Here is a 23,191-nt window from a genome sequence, read left to right as displayed (position 1 = left end):
CGCCGGGGAACGTGGGCGCGCCTCAGTCCTTGGTCGATCCTTCGACCAGGGGGGCGAATGGTCGCCTTTCCTGCTGCGCCGCGCAAGCGTGGTGCAGGGACACGCACATGTGTCCATCGAGCCACGACGAACGCGGCGCCCTCCGGGGAGGATCGGCTTGCAGGACGTCAGGAAAAGTGCGCTGCAGCTTCGACGGCCGACTCGATGTGGCCAAAGCCGCGCGAAGGGGACGCGGGAACCGCGGGGGCGAACGCCTCGACGTCGAGCAGGAGCTCCTGCCCCGCCTCCGCCGTCAGCAGCACGAGCGGCAGCCGAGGATACACCTTCCGCACCTCCTCGACCTCGGCGTGCGGATGGTCCTTCGTCGCGAGCACGAGCACGTGCGGCCTGCGCGACGAGACCACATCCCGGGCCCCGTCCAAGGCAGAGCAGGTCGCCACATCGTAATGATGCGCGGAAAGGAACGTCGCGAGGTTACCGGCGCTCGTGGGGTTCTCGTCGATGACCAGGACGCGTATCGCAGCAGCAGATTCCATGATGGTTCGCCCTTAGCAAAAGACGCGCCCGTGGGCCCAGGAACCGGCGAACGCGCGGAGAGCGGGTTCGGCGCGGCGACGCAGGCTGCGCAGCGCGATCCGTGCGTCCGCGTTTGCACACCACGTGCCGCGTCATTTCGCAGCACGAGCGAGGTCAGGGAGCGCTAGCCGCCGAGGTACGCCGCGCGGACCTCTTCATTCGCCGCGAGCGCCTTCGAATCGTCGGTCATCGCGATCTCGCCGGTACGGAGCACATACGCCCGCATGCTGTATTTCAGCGCCAGGCGCGTGTTCTGCTCGACGAGCAGGATGGTCGTCCCGGCCTGCGCGACCCGAGCGATCGCCTCGAAGATGTCCGCGACGAGACGCGGCGCGATGCCGAGCGAGGGCTCGTCGAGCAGGAGCATGGAAGGCCGGGCCATCAGCGCGCGGCCAATCGCGAGCATCTGCTGCTCACCGCCCGAGAGCGTGCCGCCCTCCTGCTTCATCCGCTCGCCGAGCCTCGGGAAGAGGCGCACCACGTCCTCGAGCGTCTCGTCCATCGTCGCCCGGTTCTTGTGGTTCCAGGCGCCGATCTCCAGGTTCTCGCGCACCGTCAGGTTCGGGAAGATCGCGCGGCCCTCGGGCACGAGGGAGATGCCGAGGCTCACCATCTCCTCGGCCGGGACCCCGGCGAGATCCTTGCCGTCGTAGACGACCTTGCCCGTGGTGATCGGCAAGAGCCGCACGATCGTCTTCAACGTCGTCGTCTTGCCTGCGCCGTTCGCGCCGATCATCGCGACGATCTCGCCGCGGCGCACCTCCAGGCTCACGCCCTTCAGCGCCTTGATGCCGCCGTACGAGACGGCGAGCTTCTCCACGACGAGCAGCGGCTTGCCCACCTCGGCCGTGGGGGCCTTTCGCGTCGGGTGCGCGGTCTTCACGTCGCGGCCTCCTCCTCGGCCGCTGCGGCGGCCGCGGCCTCGTCCGGCGTCTCTTCGCCGAGGTACGCGGCGAGCACCTTGGGATCCTTGCGGACCTCCTCGGGCGTGCCGTGGGCGATGGTCTCGCCGTGGTCGAGCACGTGGATCTCCTCGCACACGCCCATGACCACCTGCATGTTGTGCTCGACGAGGATGACCGTCAGATCGAAGCGGTCGCGCAGCCAGCGGATCTGCTTCTTCAGGCCCTCGGCCTCGCCGTAGTTCATGCCCGCGGCCGGCTCGTCGAGCAGCAGGATCTTCGGCTCGAGCATCATCGCGCGCGCGATCTCCAGCCGGCGCTGGTTGCCGTAGGAGAGCGAGGTCGAGGTCTCGTCCGCGAGTCCATCGAGGTCGAAGATCGCGAGCAGCTCGATCGCGCGACGCTGCATCTCGGCCTCGTCGCGGAAAAACGAGGGCGAGCGGAGCAGGGCCGCGAGCAGGCCCGAGCGCCTGCGGTTCTCGCAGGCGACGAGCACGTTCTCCAGCACGGTGAGCTGGCCGAAGAGGCGGATGTTCTGGAACGTGCGCGCGACGCCGCGGCGCGCGATCTGCGCGGGCTTGAGCTGCGAGAGCTCCTCGCCGGCGAAGCGGATCGAGCCCGTATCCGGCTTGTAAACGCCGGTCACGAGGTTGAAGACCGTCGTCTTGCCCGCGCCGTTCGGACCGATGAGGCCGAAGATGGAGCGCTCGGGCACTTTGAAGGTCACACCCCCGACGGCGCGCAGGCCGCCGAAGGTCTTCGTCACGCCCTGGAGGTCGAGCGCGCTCACTTCTCCCCCTTCCCCGTGAGGGGCCCGGTCTCGCTCTTCGGATCCGCCTCCGCCTCGGTGCGCGCAGGCAAGGGCTCGGGCGGAGCGTGGCTGACGCGCTGGCGGGGCTTGCGCCGGAAGAGCTCGCGCTCGCCGAAGATGCCCTCGGGGCGCAGGATCATGAGGCCGATCAGCACGGACGCGTAGACGACCATGCGCAGCGCGTTGAGGTCGAGCGCGGGGTAGGCCGCCTGGAGCGCCTGCACCGACTCGAAGCGCTGGAGCTGCTCGATCATCTTCACGGTGAACGTGACGAACACGCCGCCCACGATCGCGCCGGACACGCTGCCCGAGCCGCCGAGGATCACCATGGTGATCGCGTCGAACGAGTAGGCGAACGTGAACTGATCGGGCTGGACGGTGGGGTTGCCGTTGCGCATCGACGCGAGCATCGCGCCCGCGACGCCGGCCCCGGTCGCCGCGATGACGAACGAGGTCACCTTGTACCGCGTCGGATCGACGCCCACGCTGGCCGTCGCGATCTCGTCCTCGCGCAGCGCCCGGAGCGCGCGCCCCCAGCCCGAGAACTTGAGCCGCCACGCGATGATCACCGCGACCACGGCCGCGCCGAAGATCCAGAACGGGCCGGCGTACTGAGGCACGCCGTTGCGATCGGGCCCCGCATATCCGTTTTGCCCGCCGAGGTACGCGAGGAACTGCGCGATCGGCCCCTCGACGTCGCCGCCCGTCTGCGCGGTCGCGATGACCAACCGGAAGATCTCGGCGAAGCCGAGCGTGACGATCGCGAGGTAATCGCCGCGGAGCCTCAGGCTCGGCAGGCCCACGACGAAGCCGAAGAGCGCGGCCACCGCGCCCGAAGCGAGGATCGCCGCGGGCATGACGAGGAACGAGTTCGAGAAGAGGATGTCGTCGACGCCGAGCGCCTTGTGGATGTGCCCCGCGACGATCGCGGCCGTGTACGCGCCGATCCCGACGAAGCCCGCGTGGCCGATCGAGAACTGCCCCGCCATCCCGTTGATGACGTTCAGCGAGAGGGCGACGACGACGTTGACCATGGCGAACAGCACGAGCTGTTGCAGGGCCGCGTCGGGCACGAGCGTGTCGAACGCGAATTCGAGCCCCACGACGGCGCCGATGAGGGCCAACGTGACCAGGATGCGGCGCAGGAGGGGGTTGGTCGACGTGGCTCGGCTCGTCCGAGCGCCGTCTCCCAGCGTCGAGGGGGACATGGGCGGTGGAAAACTCGCGCGGTCAGCTCCTACGGTCAAGCAGGAGCGACGCGGGTTCTTACTTCACCACCCGCAGGTAGGGCGGCAGCTCGCGGCGCGGCTTGCGCCCCGGGAGCTGCGCGGGCGCCGCCTGCGGGCGCGGAGACTCCGTCGCTTCCACGGTCTTCGGCTCTTCGGCGCTGCTCTCCGCGGCCGCGGCCGCTTCGCCCGAGGCATCTTCCTTCGCGGCGGCCTCCTCGGAAGGCGGGGCCGACGCCGGGGCCGAATCCTCGGCGAGCGCCTTCTCCTCGGGCTCCGGCGGCGCGTCGCCGACGGCGGCGAGCCTGGGGCGCGGCCTCTTCGGCACGGGCTTTTGCGCGTCCTTCGCCTGCTGCGGCGGGGCCTGCATCTGCGCCACCACCTCGGGCGGGATGTCGGTCGGCCACATCATCCCCCGGCCGTCTTCGCCGACCAGCGCGTAGATCGCGTTCCAGGGCATGAGGCACCAGAAGGGGGCCCGATCGAACGAGAGCGTGCAGGAGATGCCCTCGTCGTCGACCTTGAGGTCGGGGATCGGGATGAACATGTTGAGCCCGATTTGCAGGACGAGCTGCGGCTTGTCGAGGAAGCGCTTCGGCACCAGCACGCCCGAACGTCGCGGGTCGAGGTGCACGTACATGCTGGGCCCCTCGAGCAGGGCGAGCGCGACCTCCTTTTTGGGCGGGAGCTTCTGGTGACCGTCGGACATCCTCTCTCCGATACCCTGTAAGCGCGCATCTCGCCAAGCCCGGAATGCGCGAGCCGAGCGCCGCGCGCGCCCGCTCGGAGGCCGGCGCGGGCGCCTCGAGACCAAGCAGCCTCAGGCGAGGCGCAAGACCTCGGCGTACAGGGTCTCGTAGGCGGAGAGCATCTTTTTCATCCCGTAACGTTCCTCCACGAGCGCGCGGCCGGCGGCGCCCATGCGCGCGCGATCGGGGCGCGCCCAGACGCTCCCGATCGCGTCGGCGAACGCGGCGGGCTGTCCGGCCGGGACGAGGAGGCCGGTCTCGCCGTCGGTCACGACCTCGGGGTTGCCGCCGACCCGCGTGGCCACGATCGGCAGGCCCGCGGCCGCGGCTTCGAGGAGCGTGAGGCTCGTGCCCTCCGTGCGCGAGGCGAGCGCGAAGAGGTCGAAGCCGGGCAGGAGCGCGGCCACGTCATCGCGGTGGCCGAGGAAGCTCACCGCGCCGTGCAGGCCGAACGTCTTGACCAGCGCTTCGAGCGAAGCGCGCTCGGCGCCCTCGCCGACGAGCGTCAGCCGCGCGCCGGGGTGGCTCGTGCGCACGCGCGCGAAGGCCGTGATCAGCGTGGCGTGGTCCTTCTCGGCCGAGAGGCGCGCCACGCAGCCCACGTGGAGCACGCCCGCGGGCACGTCGAGCACCCGCCTCGCGCGCGGGGCGTCGCCGGGCTTGTAAGCGCGCGTGTCGACGCCGTTGCGGATCGTCACGAGCCGCCGCGCGCTGCCGCGCTCGATCTCCAAGGCCACGCGCCGCGCGTCGTCGCTCACGGCCACGATCCGGTCGGAGAGCGCCGAGGCCATGCGGTTCGCGATCACGCGCCCGAGGTCGTCCGGGTAGTTGCGCCCGTGCTTCGTGTGGACCACGCGCGGTCGCTTGCCCGTCACGCGCCGCGCAGCGAGGGCCGCGAGCGCGCCGTGCACGTGCGGGCGCGGGTTGTGCGTGTGCACGAGGTCGATCCCTTCACGACCGAACAGATCCGAGAGCTCGCCGATCACGCTTGGATCGAACCCCTGCCCCCGCTTGAGCAGCCGCAGCGGCACGTCCATCGTCGCGAGCTGCGGCGCGAGCTCGCCCGGCTCCTCGAGCGCGATCACCATCGGATCGAAGCGCGCGCGATCGATGCCTTGCACGAGGTCGAGCACCACGCGCTCGAGCCCGCCTGCTCGAAGGCCGAGCACCACGTGCGCGACGCGCGTGCGCGGCTTCGGCGCGGCGACGCGCGCGGCGGGCTTGTCCTCGTTCGCCTTCTCGATCGTCACGCTGCCGAGATCCACGGGCACGTCCGAGACCGTGACCCGATGTTTGCCCGCGGCGGTGAGCGGGATGTCGCGCACGAGCTCCACGGTGAGCGGCGCGTTCGCGCCGAGCACGAGCCGCAGGCGCTCGTCGACGAGCTTCGTCACCTCGGGCCCGTAGCTCGGCCCGGGGACGATGCGCAGCGTCACCGTGCGATCGGCGCGCTGGTGGACCTGGTAACGCTCGACCGGCAGGTCCTTGAACAGGAAGGGGATCATCTCGCCGGCGACGATGCGGCTGTCCTCGCCGATGAGCAGATCGAGCACGCGGCCCTCGACCGAGGCGAGCCGCGGCAGCCCGCGACCACACGCGCAGGCGCCGGCCTTGGCGACGGCCACATCCTCGTTGCGGTAGCGGAGGAGGGGCATCGCGCGGTTGTAGAGATCGGTGAGGAGCACCTCGCCGGGCGTGCCCACGGGGACCGGGCGGCCATCGCTGCAAAGCTCGACGAACACGCCCTCGGCGTGCACGTGCAGGCCTTCGTGCCGCTCGCACTCGGCGCCGATCAGCATCATCTCGCGGCAGCCGTAGCGATCGAAGACGGGCGCGCCGAACGCGCGCTCGATGACCTCGCGTTGCGCCTCGAAGAGCTTCTCCGCGGAGGTGATGATGCCCCGCGGCGGCGGGATCGTGATGCCGTGCTCCAGCGCGGCGCGCGCGAGGAGGAAGAGCGGCGTCGTGTAACCGATCACCACGCGCGGCGCGTAATCGACGATCTCGCGGACCGTGTCGGCGAGCCGATCGGCGCGCAGGTGGAAGGTCGAGATGTACCTGCGCCGCCAGATCGCCTCGTGCACCGCGCGCTTCGTCGTGTCGAACCCCTTCCTCTCGCCGGGCGGGCGACCCCAGACGTGCAGCTCCTTCTCGCCCATCACGGCGCCGGCCCAGCCGTCGGCGCGCAGCGCGGCGGCGACACGACGCTCGTACGTCGGATGATCGTACATGAAGCGCACCGGCACGCCGGTCGAGCCTCCGGTCGCGCCCTGGTGGAGCGTGCCCACGTGGGACTCGGCGACGAGCTCCTTGCTGAAGAGGCGCACGTCTTCCTTCGTCAGGATCGGGAAGGCCGCGAGGTCCGCGGGCGCCTTCACCTGGCTCGCGCGCACGCCGTACTCCGCGAAGCGACGCCGGTAAAACGGCACGTGTTTCTCGGCGTGGTGCAGCGCTTCGAGCAGCCTTCGGAACGAGTCCTCGGCGACCTCTTCGGGCGTGCGCCACTGCGACTGTTCGAGTTCGGCGAGCGCGCGCAACGTGTCGCGCTTGCGGAGGTGGGTCTCGTACAGAGGGAACAGCACGGACTGGAACAGGCTCGCGTACATCGCACGCGAGCCTCCCCTCGAAGCGACCTGTGTCAAGCGCGCGGACGTGCTGGATCCAGCGTAAATCCGCCTCGATCACGCCCCGGGCGTCTGGCGTGCGTCCGGGTCTTCCGCGACGCACGGCGCGTCTGTCCGGGGCGCGGGTCCAAGGATCGCGACGAGCACGCCCGCGAGGATGATGGCCGCGCCGAGGAGCTCCATCCCCGTGGGTTTGGCGCCGAGGAACGCCGCGCCGAGCACGAGACCGCCGAGCGTCTCGCCCGGCGACACGAGCGCCACGATCGCAGGCGGCAGCGTGCGCGCCGCGGCCTGCACCGAGGTGTGGCCGATGATCGTCGGGACGACGGCGATCGTCGCGAGGGCCACGAACGACTTTGCGGGCAAGCTCGTCACGCCGTCGAGCGCGCCGAGCGGCGGCAAGACCACAAAGACCACGAGCGCGGCGACGCCGTAGATCAACGAGCCCGCGTGCCGCGCCGGCAAGGCGTCCTTGATCGCGCGCGCCGCCGCCACGTAGAGCCCGTAGAGCGAGACCGCGCCGAGCACGTAGAGATCGCCCGCCAGCTTGTGCTCGCCCGTGCCCGCCGCGCGCCCGATCACCACGGCGCCCGCTGTCGCGAGCAGCACGCCGACCTGCTCGCGCCGCGTCGGCCGCACGCCGTGCACGAGGAACGCGAAGACGACCACGCTGAGCGGTTCGAGCGAGATGAGCGAGACCGCCGCAGGGAGCGAGGTCGCGAAGAGGCCCACCTGGAACAACGCGAAGTGCGCGCCGAGCATCGCCCCGCACGCGAGGATCCGAAGGCGCACCGACGAAGGCAGCGCGCGCGCGTGCCGCACGACACCCGCCGGATCGAACGCGAAGAGCAGGAGCGACGCGAGGAAGACTCGCCCGAACGCGATGAACAGCGGGTGCGCGGGCTTCGCCACCACCGCCATCGGCGCGCTCACGGCGAAGGAGAGCCCTGCGAGCGTGACGAACAAGGCCGCGCGACCACGCCCCGCGAGCGCTGTGTTCGCTCCGCTCACACGCTGATCTCGCCGGCCCACGACGCCGCGAACGCCGCGCGCGCCGCCGCGCTGCGGCCCTCGCTCGCGCCCTCCGCGCGACCGAGCACGATCATGAGCTTCGTCAACGCGGCCTCCGTCGTCATGTCCCCGCCGCCGATCGCCCCCGCCCGCGCGGCCGCGACACCGCCGTGGTACCGCGTCAGATCCACGGCGCCGCGCGTCGACTGGCTGACGATCACCACGGGCACGTCCGCCGCGCGCGCCGCTTCGAGCACGGGCACGAGCGAGTTCTCCAGCCGCGGCACGTTCCCCGCGCCGAACGCCTCGATCACCATGCCGCGCACGCCCGTCGCAAGAGCGCCGTGCAAGAGCCGCGGATCGAGCCCCGGGAACGTGCGCACCGCGAGCACGTGCGGCTCGAGCCGGCCGTCGAACGACGACCTCGGCCGCGGCGCGAGCACGTGCGGCGCGATGTTCACGCCGAGGCCGAGCTCCGCGAGCGGCGGGCACGCGGGCGAGCCGAAGGCCTTCATCCCCCACGCGTCGAGCTTCGTCGCGCGGCAGCCGCGGAGCAGCTCCGAGTAGAACGCGATGCCCACCTCGGGGACCCGCGTCGTCGCCAGATGACAGGCGTCGACGAGGTTCGTCCGCGCATCGGTGCGCACGTCCGCGAGCGGCTTCTGCGCGCCCGTCAGGATCACGGGACGATCGAGGCCGGACAGGAGGAACGCGAGCGCGCTCGCGGTGTAGGCCATCGTGTCGGTGCCGTGCACGATGACGAAGCCGTCGTACCGATCGAGCGAAGCGTGCACGGTCTTTGCCAGCTCGACCCAGTGGTGGGGCTGGAAGTCGGCCGAGTCGAGGTTGTAGAGGATCTTCGTCTCGATCTCGGCGAGCTTGCGAAGGACGGGCAGCTCCGCGACGAGGTCGCGTGTGTACACGTCGGGTTCGAGCGGCGTCGGATCGCCGCCGCGCATCATGAGCGTCCCCCCCGTGTGGATCAGCAAGAGCCGCACGGGCGCGAGCCTAGCAAAGGTTCGGCGTTTGGCTCATCCGCCCGGCGAGAACAGCATGGGATAGACCACCGTCACGATTCCGCCTTCGGGCTGCGGAAAGCTCAGCCCGTGGAAGGCGCGCACGATGCACGCGACCACGCCGCCGTCGGGCATGTCCGATCCGCCGTTGCCGACGTTCGACACCGCGCCGTCGGCCCCGATCACGAAGCGCACCGAGACGCGCCCCTGGAGGTTCGGGTTCCTCCGCAGGCCGTTCTCGTAACAGAGCCGGAAGCGCCCGAAGTTCTGCCGGATGATGCGCCGCACGACCTCCGGCGGCAGCCGACCGCTCAGAGCCATGGCGCCCGGGCGCGCTTGCGCTTGTGTCGCCTTGGAGGAGGCGCGGTCATCGAAAGCAACCGGGGCCACGGTCGGCGCGGACTGCGGGGGGCGATCGTAGAGCAGCCCGATCATGCCGGTGTCGCGGGCGTCCTCGGGCTCACCCGCGCGCGCACGCGCGAACTCCTCCGCGCTCCAGCGCTCGCCCGCCGCCTGGAGCGAGCGCATCCACGCCGCTTCGAGGTCCATCTCCGCGCGGTCGCGCCGTTGCCGGCGCCGCGCCCGGCGCTCGAACCCTGCGATCTCCTCGGCGTAAAGCCCTTCCATCTCCTTCTCGTCGGCGCGGCGGAGCATCTGATGGATGAAGAACTTGTCATCGTCCGTGATGCCGTCGAAGTCGTCGTCGAGGATGGGCTGGAACCGCGAGGCCACGACGGCGAAGACGAGCAGATGGAGCAGCACCGAAGCGAGGTGCGAGAGCCCGAGGCGACGCGAGAGCACGGGCGCGCGCGGCGCGCGGGGAGCGGCGTCGCTGCCGGTGATCTCGATCGTGAAAGGCCCGAGGCGCACGGCGATCGTCCGGCCCGGCCCGAGCGGAATCTCGGCGGCGTCGCGGTAGATACGCGAGGCCTCCGCGAGCCCACGCGCGATGGCGCGGGCGGGCGTCATCGGCTTGCCCTCGCCGTCGAAGACGACACGCGCGCCCTTCGGCACGACGGCGCGCACGTCGCCGTCCCACCGCGCGAGCAGCACGGGCGCGCGGGATGCGCCCACGATCTCGGCGGGCAACACGACGTCGCAGCCCTCGTCTTCGCCCACGAAGAACGAGCGCGGCGGGGAGAGCTCCACGGCGGCGAGCACGCAGTCGCTCCCCCACCGCACGACGACGTCGATGGCGCGCGCAGCGGCGCTCACCCTTGCATCCCGAAGCGGCGGATCGGAGGCCACGGAGACAGAGACCACGTCACCCTCCCGATCGTTCCAGCCGAGGACCCTCTTCGTAAAACAACGACCAACGTGGTTGGCGTCAGTCCCAGCACCAGCGATTCCAGACCCTCTGGCCCTGGGTCCAGGAGACGATCAACCGCCTGCGTATGGTGTCGAGTTATGCAGACACGCCCATATATTGACAGGCACGTGGACTCATGAACAGACGCGTCAAGCCCACATCACACGCACGCGCCGCCCCCCGCGCGTGATCACGTCCTCCTTGCGCACGGGCTTGCGCGCGAGCTTGCCCCGTGCGTCGAAGATCCAGAGCGTCCCGCGCGACAGGCCGAGCCTCTCCAGGTACTCGTCGAGCTGCGCGAGCCCCTTCTTGAGCGGATTCTTCTGGCCGCGCCGCCATACCTTGATCTCCATCGCCCGCCGCTGCTCGGCGCGCGTGCCGTCGATCTTCTCATAGGGATAACGCACCAGCAGATCGATCCGACCTCGACCGACCCCGTACTCGCGATCGATGTACCCGCCGCCGTTTACGAGCCGCTGCAGGAATGCCATCAGCACGAGCTGCGGCCCGGCCTCCGGGTAGGGCATCCTCGTCGCGAGCGCCTGCCCGTGCTCTCGCCAGAACCGTGAGAACGCCCGCAGGAGCTTTCGCCACGCGAGCCTACCGTCCGGGAGCACGAACGCGCGAGGCTCCTCCACCACCTGATCTTCGGCCTTGTTGCCGAGAACCCGGACGATCACCTCCTTGTAGATCGGGTTCGCGATCCGCAGAGGCCGCGTCAGCACGAGGCCGAGGTCGCGCACGTACGAGACGTCGTCGTCGTAGGTCAGGTCGGCCCCTTCGTCCCCCGGAGCGTCGACGAGCATCGGCTCGATCACTCGGCGCACCCGCGGCTCCATGAGCCTCGCCACGAGCGAGTCGAGGTGCGTCTGGCGCGCCAGGATGAGCCGCTCCTTCGCCACGTCCACGTGCGCGGCTGTGATCGCCTCGGCCACGGGCACGCGCATCACCTCCACGATCTCGCGGGCGACCGCGTTGACGAGCCACGGCTGCCCACCCGTGACCTCGAAGGCGTGCGCGACGGCCTCGTCCGTGAACATCTGCCCCGTCTCGGCCGTGTGCTGCCGGTAGAGCTCCGCGACCTCCTCAGCGGAGAAGTTGCCGAGGCGCAAGGACGCGACCTTCACGTTGAACGGACTCGACGTGCCGAGCCGGTTGGGATCGCCGCCGCTTGCGACCTTGTACTCGCGCACGTCACGCAAACCGCAGAGGACGACGGATGCAGGGAAAGCATGTGGCCTCTCCGGATACCCAGCGCGGAGCTGCCGCAACATGCTGAGCAAGCTCTGCCCGCGCAGCGCGTCGATCTCGTCGAAGAAGAGCACGAGCGGCCGGGGGCAAGCTTCCGCCCACGCCGCGAGGGCGCCGCGCACGAGGAACCCATCGGGTGCGACCTCCGGGAACGGCGGCGGCCGGAGCTCCGGCGGCAAGCTGGTCTCGGCACGTAACCGCAACTCGGCGAGGACCGTCCGCTGAGCTCCCTCGAAATCGTCCCCCGCAACCTCGCCCGCCTCGCAGGAGAAGTGCAGCGCCGCGTAACGACCCGACGCGGTCAGCTCCTCCGCGAGCGCTCGCAACACCGTGGTCTTGCCCGTCTGCCTGGGCGCATGGAGCACGAAGTAACCCATCTTCTCGATGAGCTCGGGTGCCTCCGGGATGCGCCGCAGCGGCGGGAGCATGTAGTGCATCTCCGACCGGCAAGGCCCCGCGGTGTTGAAGACCTTCATGTGCGGTAGCATGCGCCACGAGGGCCGCCTTCGCACTGTTCGGGCTCGCCGACGGACGCACACACATGCCAGGTGCCGATCCCGACCTCGAACGCGCGCTCACACACGTCACAGCCGACGAACCAGATCGCCCGCGCCGACGTGACGGACGTGCCTGTCCCCCGAGGAGGTCGGGATGCGCGGCTTACACACGTGTCCGTCGACGTAAGGAGATCGCCACGGCCACCTCCCACAGGTGCCAGGTGCCCAAGGCAGGTCGGCGTCGCCGACGCACACACATCACAGCCGACGAACCCAGACCGCCGAGGCCACCTCCCACAGGTGAAGGACGACAAAAGGAAACCGCCGAGGCCACCTTCCAGGTGTGGAAGGTGGCCCCGGCGGTCAGAGAGGGGCGTTGTTTCGCGGGATCAGCCTTCAGCTCCCGGGCTGGAACATGATCGGGTACGTCACGGTGACGATGCCGTCCTCGGGCGCCGGGAAGCTCATCCCGTAGAACGAGCGGACCACGCAGGAGACCGCGTTCTGGTCGGGCAGATCCGACCCGCCGTTCGACACCTGCGAGACGCTGCCGTCGCGACCGATCACGAACCGCACGGCCACGCGGCCCTGGAGGTTCGGGTTCGTCCGCAGGCCCTGCTCGTAGCAGAACCGGAAGCGGCCGAAGTTCTGCCGCACGGTCCGCTGGATGATCTCGGCCGGGAGACGACCGGTCGTCGTGACGCCCTGCGGACGCATGATCGGCGCGCTCGTCTTGTGATCCTTCGGCTTGAGCTGGCGGTTGAAGCCGCCGGGGCCGCCGAGGTTCACGCCGTAGGTCCCGATGCGATCGATCCCGATGCCTTCACCCTTGCCACCACCACCCTCCTCGTGGCCCGACACGCCGAGGCCACCCGAGCCCGCGGCCTCGTCGATCGACGAACCCCACATGTTGCCGAGGGCGCTCCGATCGTCGCTGCCGAACGAGGTGTCGCCGCCCCACTTCGCCGTGACGGCGTTCGGGTCGCCGCCGTTCATCACGTTGAGCAGCCCGATCATGCCGAAGTTGCGCGCCTCGTCGACCGCCGCCTGACGCGCGATCTGCGGGTCCGTGTTGTTCTTGTCCCCGGAGAGCGCGAACCGGCCGTCGCTCTTGTGGCTCGTCGTGCTGCCCATCTTGCCTTCGCTGTCCTGCGCACGCGCGCCGGAGCTGCCGCCGGGGGCCTTCTCGTTGTTCTCGGCAAGCTCGGGCGTCTCCTTCTTCTCCTCCTCACGCTCCGCGCTCACATCGAGCGCGTGCTGGATGAAGTACTTGTCCTCGTCCGAGATCGCGTCCTCGTCCGTCACGCCGAGGGGCGGGAGGAAAAACGCGGCCGCTGCGAGCAACCCCGCGTGCACCGCGAGGGAGACGCCGTGCCAGGAGAGACCCTTGCCCTGCATCGCCACCGCGCCGCCCTTGACCTTGCGGCCCGCCTTCACGCTCGCGACCTGGATCACGAGCCCGCCGATCTCCACCTTCACCCGCGCGCCGAGCGAGAGCGCGACCTCGACGCTGCCCGCGAGCGCCGCGCACGGCATCGCGTTCGTCGCGTCGACCGGAGCGCGACGGCCCTCGGTCTCGATCGTCGCCTTCGCCGTCGCCGGAACCACGACGCTCGCCTTGCCATCCGCGCCCACGAGCACCACCGGGAGCCGCGAGGCGCCGAGCGTGCCGGCGGGGATCACGAAGTCCGCGCTCTCCTCGCCGACGTGGAACGGACGAACCGGCGAGAGGTGCGCGACGTGGAGGATCGAGTCGCCCCACAGGATCATGATCTCGACCGCCTCGTCCGCGCGCTCGCACTCCTCGGCGGGGACCTCGGGGCCGCTCTTCAAGAGCGCGTACGTGTACGAACCCTCGGGCGCGTCGGCGGCCACCGTCTCGGGCTCGCTCGCCTTGTCGGCGAAGAGGGCGCGGGGATCGAAGGGGCGCGCCGGGGTCGCGCCGAAAAGATCCACGGGCGCCTTGGCGACGAACGGGTTGTTCGAGTCGAGTGCCTGCTTCTTCTCGTTGCGATACTCCATGACAAACCTCTCCTGATTTCCTCCGCGCGCGGCGGGGATCGCTCTCGTGTTTCCGTGAAGCTCTGCTACGCGGGCGACTCGTCGAACGCCCTCTCCAGGGCGTCCTCGCGTCTCATCCGGCGTTCAGCATCGCGTCCACGTACCTAGCGACAGCCAGATCCGGGGCGGGTTCCAGAAAAGCGACATGGACCCGAAACAGCGAGGATCGAAGGGAAAGCGGGGTCTGTACGCCCCTCACCCCCGGCCCCTCTCCCGTCCCGGGAGAGGGGGGGAGGGATCAGCTCGCGCGCGTCTCGGCCGGAATCGGGGCACGGCCGAGGAGGGCTCTGCCCGACTCGATGAGGAGCGCGATCGCGAGGCCGACGAGCAGGACGCCGACGACGCCGTTCATCGTCGCCGTATTCAACGAAAAGCCACCCTGGCGGATGGCTCCGAAGGCGTGGCGAATCTGCGCGATGAGCGCCCACAGGGTCACGGTCATGACGAAGACCATGGGCACGGCCGTGTACCAGATGCGGCGCTTCTCGCGGTGGAGCCACACGGTGACCGCGAGGAGCGTGAGCGCGGCGAGGAGCTGGTTGCTCGTGCCGAAGAGCGTCCAGAAATCGAGGTAGGCGGGGCGCACGCCGGGCCCGGGCGGACGCGCCGTGGCGACGAAGTACGCGGGCGGCACCAAGGTGAGCGCCGCGGCGATCGCGCCGGCCTTGCGTTTCTTGCTCCAGCCGAAGAGCTCCTCGAGGACGTACCGGCCGAGGCGCGTGGAGACGTCGAGCGTGTCGAAGACGAAGGTGGAGAAGGCCATCGCGCCGAAGGTGGCGGCGAAGAGGAAGTGCTCCTTGCCGAGGATCACGGTCATGAAGCGGCCGACGCCGTCGCCGTAGATCTTGCCGGGGCCCGGGAGCTTCCCTTCCGGCGCGAGGGTGATGACCGTGGTCAGCGCGATGATGGCGACGAAGGCTTCGAGCAGCATCGCGCCGTAGCCCACGGGGTGCGTGTGTGACTCCTTGGCGATCTGCTTCGAGGTCGTGCCCGAGCAGACGAGGCCGTGAAAGCCCGAGCAGGCGCCACACGCGATGGTCACGAAGAGGAACGGGAAGAGCCCGCCGAAGGGGCCGCCGGCGTCGAAGGTCTTGAACGCCGGCATGCGGATGTCGAACTCGCCGGGATACCGCAGGCCGCCGAAGAAGAGGCCGATCACGCCGGCCGCGAGCGCGAGGTAGAGGACGAATCCGCCGAGGTAGCCCCGCGGCTGCAGGAGCAACCACACGGGCAGGAGCGAGGCGATGAAGCAGTAGACGAGGATGCCGAGGCCCCACGCGCGCTGCGGGTTCTCGAAGGGGAGCACGAACGAGGTGGAGACCTTCGTCCCGAGCCAGACGACGCCGAGCGTGGCGGGCACGAAGATCAGCGTGGTGAGCCAGAGCGGGGGCTTCCATCGCCGGTCGACGAGGCCCATCACGATGGAGAGGCCGAGGTACATGAGGCTCGCCGCCGCGACGGCGCCGCCCGGGTTGAAGCTGAAGGTGCCGCCCTCGAACTCCTCGGTCTTGCCCACGAACGTGCTCGCCGTGATGTCGGCGAAGGCGACGATCACGTAGATGAGCGCGAGCCAGATGAACGTGAGGATGAGCAGCCACGCGCGGCGGCCGAGCTGCCGCCGTACGATCTCGGCCACGCTCTCGCCGTCGTGGCGCACGCTCGCCACGAGCGCGGAGAAGTCGTGCACGGCGCCGATGAAGATCACGCCGAAGCCGATCCAGAGCACACACGGCACCCAGCCGAACATCTGCGCGGCGAGGATCGGGCCCGCGATGGGGCCGGCCGCGGCGATGGCGCTGAAGTGCTGTCCGAGCAGGTAAAAGGGCTTCGTCGGCACGAAGTCCTCGCCGTCCGCGCGCCGCACCGCGGGCGTCTCGGAGGCGTCATTGAGCGCGTAGTTCCTCGCGATGAGGCGGCCGTAGGAGAAGTAGCCGACGGTGAGGACGACGATGACGCCGAGCGCGAGCAGGGGCAGCACGCGGCGAGTATAAGGCCACGCCGCCGAGGTCGATGCCGCGTTACGAGCTTCGCGCGAGGCTGGCGAGCGCTCGCTCCGCGGCGCGGCGGCGCGTGTCGGCCTCGTCCCGGAGCCGCCGCATCTCCGCTTCCATCGGATTGATGCGTTGCTGCATGGCGTCGAGCTCGCTGACGTACCGCGCCCGCAGCGCCCCCTCCGGGCCCGCGTCACGCAGCACCGCGAGCTGCTCGGCGATCTTTCCGTGCCGGGTGAAGATGTCGACGAGGTCGCGGTCGAGCCGCACCCGCTCGGCCTCGAACCGGCTCGCTTCCTCGACATTGCGGGAAAGCTCGGAGAGGATGTCGAGCTGCGCTGCGTCGACCCGCCCGGACGCACGCCAGGTCTCGATCTGCCCAGGCTCGATCGACTCGTAGGCGAGGCGTGTCGTCTCGGTCCACGCCTCGCACACCTCCATCTTCGCCTCGCCGCGCGGCGGGACCTCGACGCGGAAGCGCATGGCGCGCGGCGTCTCCACGATGGGCGTGATGCCCTCGCCGGTGAGCGTGCGGCCGTCCTTGCGCGGGACCTCGACGACGACGTCCACGGCGGTCGAATGATCGCTGCGCACGCAGTACACGTGGCGCTCCTCGACGCGCCGCTGCTCGATGAGGCCGCCCGCCTCGAAGGCGAGGCCCGCGAAGGTCGTGTCCTTGCGGCTCGTGCGGTGGCAACGAACGCCGGGGTCCTTCGTGAACGAGACGCGCACGGGCGCGCCGCGCGTCGCAGCGCCGATCGCAGACTCGCCGACGTAGCGGCCCTCGTCGTAGACCGCGCATCGGCCCTCTTCGAGGCGAACGCCGGTGTCGTTGTCGAAGCAGAGCACGAGGTCGGGGCTCGGCCCTGCGCCCTCGCGGAAGATGCGCTCCTTGCGCACGCGGACGCTCGTCGCGAGCACGGGGACCATCGCAGCGCCGCGGCGCGGGATGGAGACGGGGCCCTCGGCGGTCCACTCCCGCGGCTCGGCGGCGGCCGCGGCGGCGAGCTCGGCCGCGGCCTGCTCGGTGTCCATCGTATCGGCTTCGTCGATGCGCTCCGGCGCGCGTCCGGCGAGCGCGACGAGCGTGCCAAGCGGCGCGGCGGCGCGAATCGTGGCCGGCTGGCCGTGCGCCCGGCGCGTGCGCTCGAGCTTCGTGGCGTTCTCGGTCTCGTCGTCGCGTTGCCGATCTGCACGCGCGTACGAGTCGCTCGACGCGGCGGCGGCTTGCGCGGACGAGAGCACGAGCTCCACGTCTTCGAGGTCCTCTTCGAGCGGGTTCTGCACGAGCGCGAACGCGAAGAGCCGCGCCTCCGCGCCCGCGAGCGCGAGCCGATACGAGAGCTGGAAGGGCGCCGCGGGCACGACGTAGAGCACGCGCACGTCCTCCACGCGGCCGGCGAGGACCACACGCACGGCGCGACCGTCTCCGCCCGCGGACGTACGACCGCGGTTCACGAGCACGTCGAGGCTGCCTTGCAGCGCGGGATCCGCGAGCTCGATCTGCCGGACGGACGCCATGTCGACGACCTCGATCTGCCCCGCGCCCGTGCGCAGGAGCAGCCACCTGCGTGGGCCTTGCCCGCCCGTCGACTCCTCGAAGCCGAGCACCTCGCCCTCGATCGGCCCGTCGCTCCCCGCGACCCGCACGCGCCGACCTCGCGCGGCGTGCACGATGCCGCGCAGCGTCGTCCCGGGTTCGAAGCGCAGCTTCTTCTCGGCGAGCACGGCGTCCGGGTCTTCGGGCGCATCGAAGGCGAGCGCGGTCGTTCGACCCTCGCCGCGCTCGACCCAGACGACGAGCGACCGGAGCACCTCGCCGAGCTCGGCGCGGCCGAAGGGCAGTTCGAAGCTGCCGTCTGCGCTGCCGCGCCGCTCGACGTGGGCGAGGCCCTCCTTGGAGAGGACCACGCGGCGGATGCGGGGCCCAAGGTTTCGTCCCATGCGAAGCGCAGGCTATCGCCGAAGCGCACCCCGAGAAAAGCGCGGGCGCTTGACCTCCCGCATCGGCTCGGAAACGATGCATCCATGCGTCCCTTCCTCGTCGCTCTCGTCGTGCTCTCGGCCCTCCTCGCCGGCTGCTCGCACCGGGCGCCGCCCCCCGCGGCCGATCCGGGCTGCGGCTGCGCGGTGCGGCAAAACCCGCCGCCGTCGCGCTAGCCAATGGCTGAACGCGCCGCGCCGTCGCCCATTTCGACCCCGGGCCGTGGGTCGGCGGCGATGCGGACAACCCCTGCCTCGCCGAGGCGGTCGGGGACCATTCCGAGGAGACGAGCGCGCTCGGATCGGAGTGCGAGGCGCAGCACCAGCCCCCGGTAATGGTCCTCGCCAAGGCCCCCTGAGCCGGCTACATCCCCCGCCAGAGCCATGCACATTCTGCCCGACGTCTCGGCGCGCCTCGCGCGCTTCGTGCCCACGCCCATCGACGCCGACCTCGACGCGCTCACGCCGGACGAGCGCGAGGTTCTCCTGCACCTCGTCCGCGCGTCCCTGCCCATCGACGCGATCTTCCTGCGGCAATCGTTCGCGGAGGCGCCGGAGATGCGCGCGGAGCTGGCCAAGGTCACGTCACCGCTCGCGAAGGACGCGCTCGCCTATTTCGATCTGTCGGCCGGTCCCTGGGATCGGCTCGATCAGGAGCCGTTCGTCGGCGACCTGCCGAGGCCGCCCGGCGCCGGGTATTACCCGGTCGACATGACGAGGGACGAGTTCGAGGCGTGGATCGCCGCGCATCCGGCCGAGGCCGACGCGCTCCGGAGCCTCTACACGCTCGTTCGGCGTGAAGAAAACGGGCTCGTCACGATTCCGTATTCGACGGCGTTCCGATCCTTCCTCGGGCCCATCGTCGCGGAGCTTCAGAAGGCCGCGGCGACGGCGAAAGACGCCGGGCTCGCGCGGTACCTCGGCGCTGTCGTGAAAGCGCTCGGGGCGGACGAGTACTACGAGAGTGACCTCGCCTGGATGGACATGGAGAGCCGCGTGGAGGTCACGATCGGCCCGTATGAGACCTACGAGGACCGGCTCTTCGGGTACAAGGCCGCGTTCACCTCGTTCGTGACCGTGATCGACCCCTCGGCGAGCGGCACGCTCGCGCGATTGAAGTCGGAGCTGCCCGCGATGGAGCAGAACCTGCCGATCCCGGACGAGCACAAGAACCCGAACCGCGGCACCGATTCGCCGATCCGCGTGGCGGACCTCGTGTATTCGGCCGGCGACACGAGGGCCGGCGTGCAGACGCTCGCGTTCAATTTGCCGAACGACGAGCGCGTGCGCGAGGCGAAGGGGAGCAAAAACGTCCTGCTCCGCAACGTGATGAAGGCGAAGTTCGAGGGGATCTTGAAGCCGATCGCGGCGCGTGTCCTCGCGCCCGAGGAGCTCTCGCGCCTCTCGGCCGACGCATTCTTCCATCACACGCTCTTGCACGAGCTCTCGCACGGGCTCGGCCCGGGCCGGATCGTCGTGGACGGCGCCTCGACCGAGGTGCGGCTCCGACTTTCGGAGCTGCATTCGCCGTTCGAGGAGGCGAAGGCGGACGTGATGGGGATCTACAACATTCTCTTCTTGATGGATCGCGGCGTGCTGCCAGCCGAGGGGCGCTCGGCGCTCTTCTCGACCTTCCTCGCCGGTATGTTCCGGGCGACCCGCTTCGGTATCGAGGAGGCGCACGGCAAAGGAACGGCGCTGCAGCTGCATTGGCTGATGGAGAAAGGCGTGATCCGCGAGGATGCCACGAGCGGACTTTTTTCGATCGATCACCACAAGGTGCCCGGCGCGATCCGTGATCTGCTGCGTGAAATCCTCCTCGTGCAGGCCCGCGGCGACAAGGACGGCGCGCGGGCCATGCTGTCGAAATACGGCGTGATGAGCGAGCCGCTCGCGCGCGCCCTCGGCAAGCTCGGCGATATCCCCGTGGACATCCGTCCGATCTATCCGGCGGCCGAGCGGTTGCTCGGCGTCACGTCATAGTTCGAGCGACGAGGGGGACGTGGCGCGGGTCGTCGTCGCCTTGCGCGGCGGAGGCGGGATTTCCGGGTCGAGCGCGGCCGGATCCGCCTCCGCAGGGGGCGGCGGGATGGAAAACGGCGCATTCACGAGCGAACGCGTCCGCTCGTAGAGCGCGCGGCAAACCGCGAGCGAGGGCGGCGTCCGGTTCGCGGCGAGCGCGTGCACCTCGGCCTGGATGGCCGCATTGATGGGCGTCGCGATGCCGAGCGCGAGGCCGCGGCTCGTGATTTCCCCGTTCAAGAAATCCACGGCGGGCGGGCGGCCGCGCTCCATCGCGGCGAGCATCGACGAGCGCATCTTGCGGAAGCGCGTGCCGACCGCGAGCAAAATGGCGTGCTTGGCGAAGAGCGAGGGCGAGGCGACGGCCACACGGTCGGCGTCGGAGAGCGCGATCCAGTCGAGGTCGAGCGTGCCCGAGACCTTTTGCAGCTTCACGCCCGAGGCGCGCGCCACGAGCACGACCTCGGTCATGATCTCCAGCGTGAGGCGACGAATGAAGCGATGGCGCAAAAGCACGCCGAGCCGGTCGCCGCCGAGCGCGCCGAGCGAGGAGATCGAGCAGTTGATCGCGAGCTTCGACCAGCGCGCGCCGGCCAGGTTGTCCGTGAGGATCGTCTCGCCGATCGATCCGAGCGCCTTCGCCAGCGGATAGAGCCGGTCGTCCGGCTGCCCATCCATGCGGCCGAGCACGAAACCCCCGGGCGACGTGCGTTCGTACACGCCGGGCTCGGCCATGGACGCGCCCCACGCGACGACGCCGCCGAGCACGCGCTCCGGGCCCGCGATCCGCGCGAGCCGCGGCTCGCAGAGGCCGTTCTGGAACGTCACCATCGCGCCCGTCTCCGCGAGGTGCGGCAGCACGCCGCGCGCGGCCTCTTCCACCTGCGGCGGCTGCGTGGCGAGCAGGATGTAATCAAACGGCTCGGTGCCCGGCCCGAGCTCGGTGACCGCCCGCCCGCGCACGACGCCGGGGCTGTTTTCACCGAGGACGCGCAGGCCCTTCGTATTGATCGCGTCTGCGATCCGTGCATTCGTGGTCAGCGCCGTGACGTCGTGCCCACCCGCGAACAGGTGCGCGGCCACGAGGCCACCAATTCCGCCACATCCAACGACAAGAAAGCGCGGCCCGGAGGATCGCGCGCCGCTCGAGACGCCGTCTTGGCTCATGGGACTTTCGATTCTACATCGATTGCGGAGCCGCGCGAGCCAATTCCGCAATGCCGCAACGCATTATTGTTTCGGGACGAGGACCTCGATGGCGCCGGGCACCATCTCGACCTCCAGCGGCAAGCGGCCGAGCGGCTCGCCGTCGACGTCGAGCAGGAAACGATCCGCGACGTCCTCGTTCAAAAGTTCCAATTGGATGCGCTCGCAGCGGTAGTGCTTCACGTCGAGCGAGTGCACGTGCGTGCCGGTGTACATGCGCGAGGACACCATAAAAAACCGCAGACGCGAGGCGGCGCCGAGGTCGACGACGTCGAAGAGCCCGTCGTCCGGGTGCGCCATCGGCGCGACCTGCATGCCGCTGCCGAAGTACCGGCCGTTGCAGATCGCGAAGCAGCGCGTCTCGATCGTCTCTTCGCGGGAGCCGTCCTCCCGCCATATCGTGCATTTGACGCGGCCCACGACGCTCCGCGCGAGGCCTTTCACCGAGGACGTGAAATACGCCATCGTGCCGCCGAGCGTGCGCGTCGACTCGGCCACGAGCTGATCGACGAGGCCGCTCATGCCGACGGAGAGGATGTTCACGAAGTAAGAACTTTTCCGCTCGCCCGTATGCGTCGCGTACGAGAATCGGCCGATGTCCACCGCGCGCGTCTTGCCCTCGGCGATGGCCTCGCAATAACGGTCGAGGCGGTTCTCGAAGCCGAGCGTGCGCCGATAGTCGCCGCCGGTGCCGGCGCCGATGATGCCAAACTTGGGGAGCTTCTTGCCGGCGTCGCGCGCCTCCATGAGGCCGCAGACGACCTCGTGGATCGAGCCGTCGCCGCCGACCGAGATCACCATCCCCCGCCCCTCGCTCGCCGCGTCGCGCGCGATGTCGACCGCGTGCCGGGAGCGCTCGGTGAACACGACGTCGACGTGCCCGAGGTGACGCTCGATCGGCCCGCGCATCTTCTCGAAGAGCGCGCCCGTCTTTCCTCCCGCCGACTGGGGGTTCACGATGAGAAGCGGCTTCATCGACCTAACCCTTGCCATGACATGACCGCGCGCCACAAGATCGAACCGGCCTCGTTCTCCACTCTCATGCGCGCCGCGAAATGTTTTTCGCGCCTGCCGCGCGCTCGCGAAGGACGCGCCGAAGACACGAGCCGCCGAACGAACAATGGTCGACCCGCGAAAAACACTGGCCGATGACGTGGTGATCCCGGGGCGGGGCCTGCACACGGGCAAGCCCGTCGAGGTGCGAATCCGCCCCGTGGGCCCTGGCGAGGGGCGCTTCTTCGTGCGGATGGATCTGCCGGGCGAGCCCGTGATCCGGGCCCGCGCGGCGTTCGTCACCGATACGACACGATCGACGATGCTCGCGAATGAAGGGGCCTCGGTGCGGACGCCGGAGCATTTGCTGGCGGCGCTCGCGAGGATGGGCGTGGACGACGCGCGCATCGAGATCACGGGGCCCGAGGTGCCGATCCTCGACGGCTCGGCGCTGCCGTGGGCCGAGGCGATCGCGCGGGTGGGGCTCTCGGCGGCCTACGCGCCGCGGCTCGAAACGGTGCTCGAAACGCCGATCTGGGTGCCTTCGAACGGCGGGGCGTTCGTCGCGGCGATCCCCGCGCCGGAATTGCGGTTTTCCTGTGGAATCGTGTTCGACGCGGCGCCGATCGGAGAGCAATGGGCCTCGCTCCTGGCCTCGCCCGAGCGGTTTTTCGCGGAGGTGGCGCCGGCGCGGACGTTCGGCGTCCTCGCGGACGTGGAGGCGATGCAGGCGCGGGGGCTGCTTGCAGGCGGGAGCCTCGACGCGGCGATCGTTTGTGATGGAACGAAATGGCTGAACGGGCCGCTGCGCTTCCCGGACGAGCCCGCGCGCCATAAGCTCCTGGATTTCATGGGCGACCTGGCGCTCCTGGATCCGCTGCCGCGGGCGCATTATCTCGCGTTCAAGGCAGGGCACGCGCTGCACGTACGGCTGGCACAGCGGCTCTCGGAAGGGGGGTGACC

At 70.1% G+C, this 23,191-nt stretch carries 18 protein-coding genes; 3 read left to right on the top strand and 15 right to left on the bottom strand.

Features of this window, described 5'->3' with window-relative positions:
- Positions 1 to 167: 167 nt before the first annotated feature.
- From QHF89_RS20945 to QHF89_RS20885, 13 genes are all read right to left on the bottom strand, one after another.
- Positions 168 to 536: a response regulator gene (locus QHF89_RS20945; protein ID WP_136927032.1), complete on the bottom strand. Its 369-nt coding sequence runs from the start codon at positions 534 to 536 to the stop codon at positions 168 to 170.
- Positions 537 to 700: 164 nt separating this feature from the next.
- Positions 701 to 1,459 carry an ABC transporter ATP-binding protein gene (locus QHF89_RS20940; protein WP_136966474.1) on the bottom strand — a complete coding sequence of 253 codons (759 nt, stop codon included), beginning with the start codon at positions 1,457 to 1,459 and terminating at the stop codon, positions 701 to 703.
- Positions 1,456 to 2,268, bottom strand: coding sequence for an ABC transporter ATP-binding protein (locus QHF89_RS20935; protein WP_136966475.1), 813 nt, complete (start codon positions 2,266 to 2,268; stop codon positions 1,456 to 1,458). The genes QHF89_RS20940 and QHF89_RS20935 overlap by 4 nt, the downstream gene beginning before the upstream one ends.
- Positions 2,265 to 3,497, bottom strand: a complete 1,233-nt coding sequence (locus QHF89_RS20930; RefSeq protein WP_284720743.1) for a branched-chain amino acid ABC transporter permease — start codon at positions 3,495 to 3,497, stop codon at positions 2,265 to 2,267. The genes QHF89_RS20935 and QHF89_RS20930 overlap by 4 nt, the downstream gene beginning before the upstream one ends.
- A gap of 58 nt (positions 3,498 to 3,555) precedes the next feature.
- Positions 3,556 to 4,224, bottom strand: a complete 669-nt coding sequence (locus QHF89_RS20925) for a ClpXP protease specificity-enhancing factor SspB (RefSeq protein ID WP_136966476.1) — start codon at positions 4,222 to 4,224, stop codon at positions 3,556 to 3,558.
- Positions 4,225 to 4,335: 111 nt separating this feature from the next.
- Entirely contained in the window at positions 4,336 to 6,870 is a 2,535-nt protein-coding gene (locus QHF89_RS20920) for a glycosyltransferase (RefSeq protein WP_284720742.1), read from the bottom strand.
- Between the two features lie 75 nt (positions 6,871 to 6,945).
- On the bottom strand, positions 6,946 to 7,899 hold the full coding sequence (locus QHF89_RS20915; protein ID WP_284720741.1) for a DMT family transporter: 954 nt from the start codon (positions 7,897 to 7,899) through the stop codon (positions 6,946 to 6,948).
- Entirely contained in the window at positions 7,896 to 8,897 is a 1,002-nt protein-coding gene (locus QHF89_RS20910) for an asparaginase (RefSeq protein ID WP_136966477.1), read from the bottom strand. The genes QHF89_RS20915 and QHF89_RS20910 overlap by 4 nt, the downstream gene beginning before the upstream one ends.
- Positions 8,898 to 8,930: 33 nt before the next feature.
- Positions 8,931 to 10,178, bottom strand: coding sequence for an AgmX/PglI C-terminal domain-containing protein (locus QHF89_RS20905; protein WP_284720740.1), 1,248 nt, complete (start codon positions 10,176 to 10,178; stop codon positions 8,931 to 8,933).
- 195 nt (positions 10,179 to 10,373) lie between these two features.
- The gene (locus QHF89_RS20900; protein WP_136966478.1) at positions 10,374 to 11,951 is read right to left on the bottom strand and encodes an AAA family ATPase; all 1,578 of its coding nucleotides are present in this window, start codon (positions 11,949 to 11,951) and stop codon (positions 10,374 to 10,376) included.
- 417 nt (positions 11,952 to 12,368) lie between these two features.
- Positions 12,369 to 13,994 carry an AgmX/PglI C-terminal domain-containing protein gene (locus QHF89_RS20895; RefSeq protein ID WP_136966479.1) on the bottom strand — a complete coding sequence of 542 codons (1,626 nt, stop codon included), beginning with the start codon at positions 13,992 to 13,994 and terminating at the stop codon, positions 12,369 to 12,371.
- A 277-nt stretch (positions 13,995 to 14,271) separates the two neighbouring features.
- A complete protein-coding gene (locus QHF89_RS20890) occupies positions 14,272 to 16,011 on the bottom strand; it encodes a carbon starvation CstA family protein (RefSeq protein WP_284720739.1) in 1,740 nt (579 codons plus the stop codon).
- A gap of 40 nt (positions 16,012 to 16,051) precedes the next feature.
- Positions 16,052 to 17,968: a DUF4139 domain-containing protein gene (locus QHF89_RS20885; RefSeq protein WP_284720738.1), complete on the bottom strand. Its 1,917-nt coding sequence runs from the start codon at positions 17,966 to 17,968 to the stop codon at positions 16,052 to 16,054.
- Between the two features lie 84 nt (positions 17,969 to 18,052).
- Between QHF89_RS20885 and QHF89_RS20880 the strand changes: the two genes are divergently transcribed.
- On the top strand, positions 18,053 to 18,184 hold the full coding sequence (locus QHF89_RS20880) for a hypothetical protein (RefSeq protein ID WP_269749841.1): 132 nt from the start codon (positions 18,053 to 18,055) through the stop codon (positions 18,182 to 18,184).
- A 207-nt stretch (positions 18,185 to 18,391) separates the two neighbouring features.
- A complete protein-coding gene (locus tag QHF89_RS20875) occupies positions 18,392 to 19,990 on the top strand; it encodes a dipeptidyl-peptidase 3 family protein (protein WP_136966481.1) in 1,599 nt (532 codons plus the stop codon).
- On the opposite strand, the gene QHF89_RS20870 is transcribed toward QHF89_RS20875, so the two are convergent.
- Positions 19,985 to 21,196, bottom strand: coding sequence for a ketopantoate reductase family protein (locus QHF89_RS20870; protein ID WP_136966482.1), 1,212 nt, complete (start codon positions 21,194 to 21,196; stop codon positions 19,985 to 19,987). The two genes, QHF89_RS20875 and QHF89_RS20870, sit on opposite strands and share 6 nt — an antisense overlap.
- A gap of 63 nt (positions 21,197 to 21,259) precedes the next feature.
- Positions 21,260 to 22,210, bottom strand: coding sequence for a diacylglycerol/lipid kinase family protein (locus QHF89_RS20865; protein ID WP_136966483.1), 951 nt, complete (start codon positions 22,208 to 22,210; stop codon positions 21,260 to 21,262).
- 145 nt (positions 22,211 to 22,355) lie between these two features.
- On the opposite strand from QHF89_RS20865, the gene lpxC reads away from it, so the two are divergent.
- Positions 22,356 to 23,189 carry a UDP-3-O-acyl-N-acetylglucosamine deacetylase gene (gene lpxC / locus QHF89_RS20860; protein ID WP_136966484.1) on the top strand — a complete coding sequence of 278 codons (834 nt, stop codon included), beginning with the start codon at positions 22,356 to 22,358 and terminating at the stop codon, positions 23,187 to 23,189.
- Positions 23,190 to 23,191 lie beyond the last annotated feature (2 nt).

It is taken from the genome of Polyangium sorediatum, from assembly GCF_029946465.1.
GTDB lineage: Bacteria > Myxococcota_A > Polyangia > Polyangiales > Polyangiaceae > Polyangium > Polyangium fumosum.
Note: the sequence above shows the minus strand (reverse complement) of the source record. Positions and strands in the feature narration are given on the sequence as shown.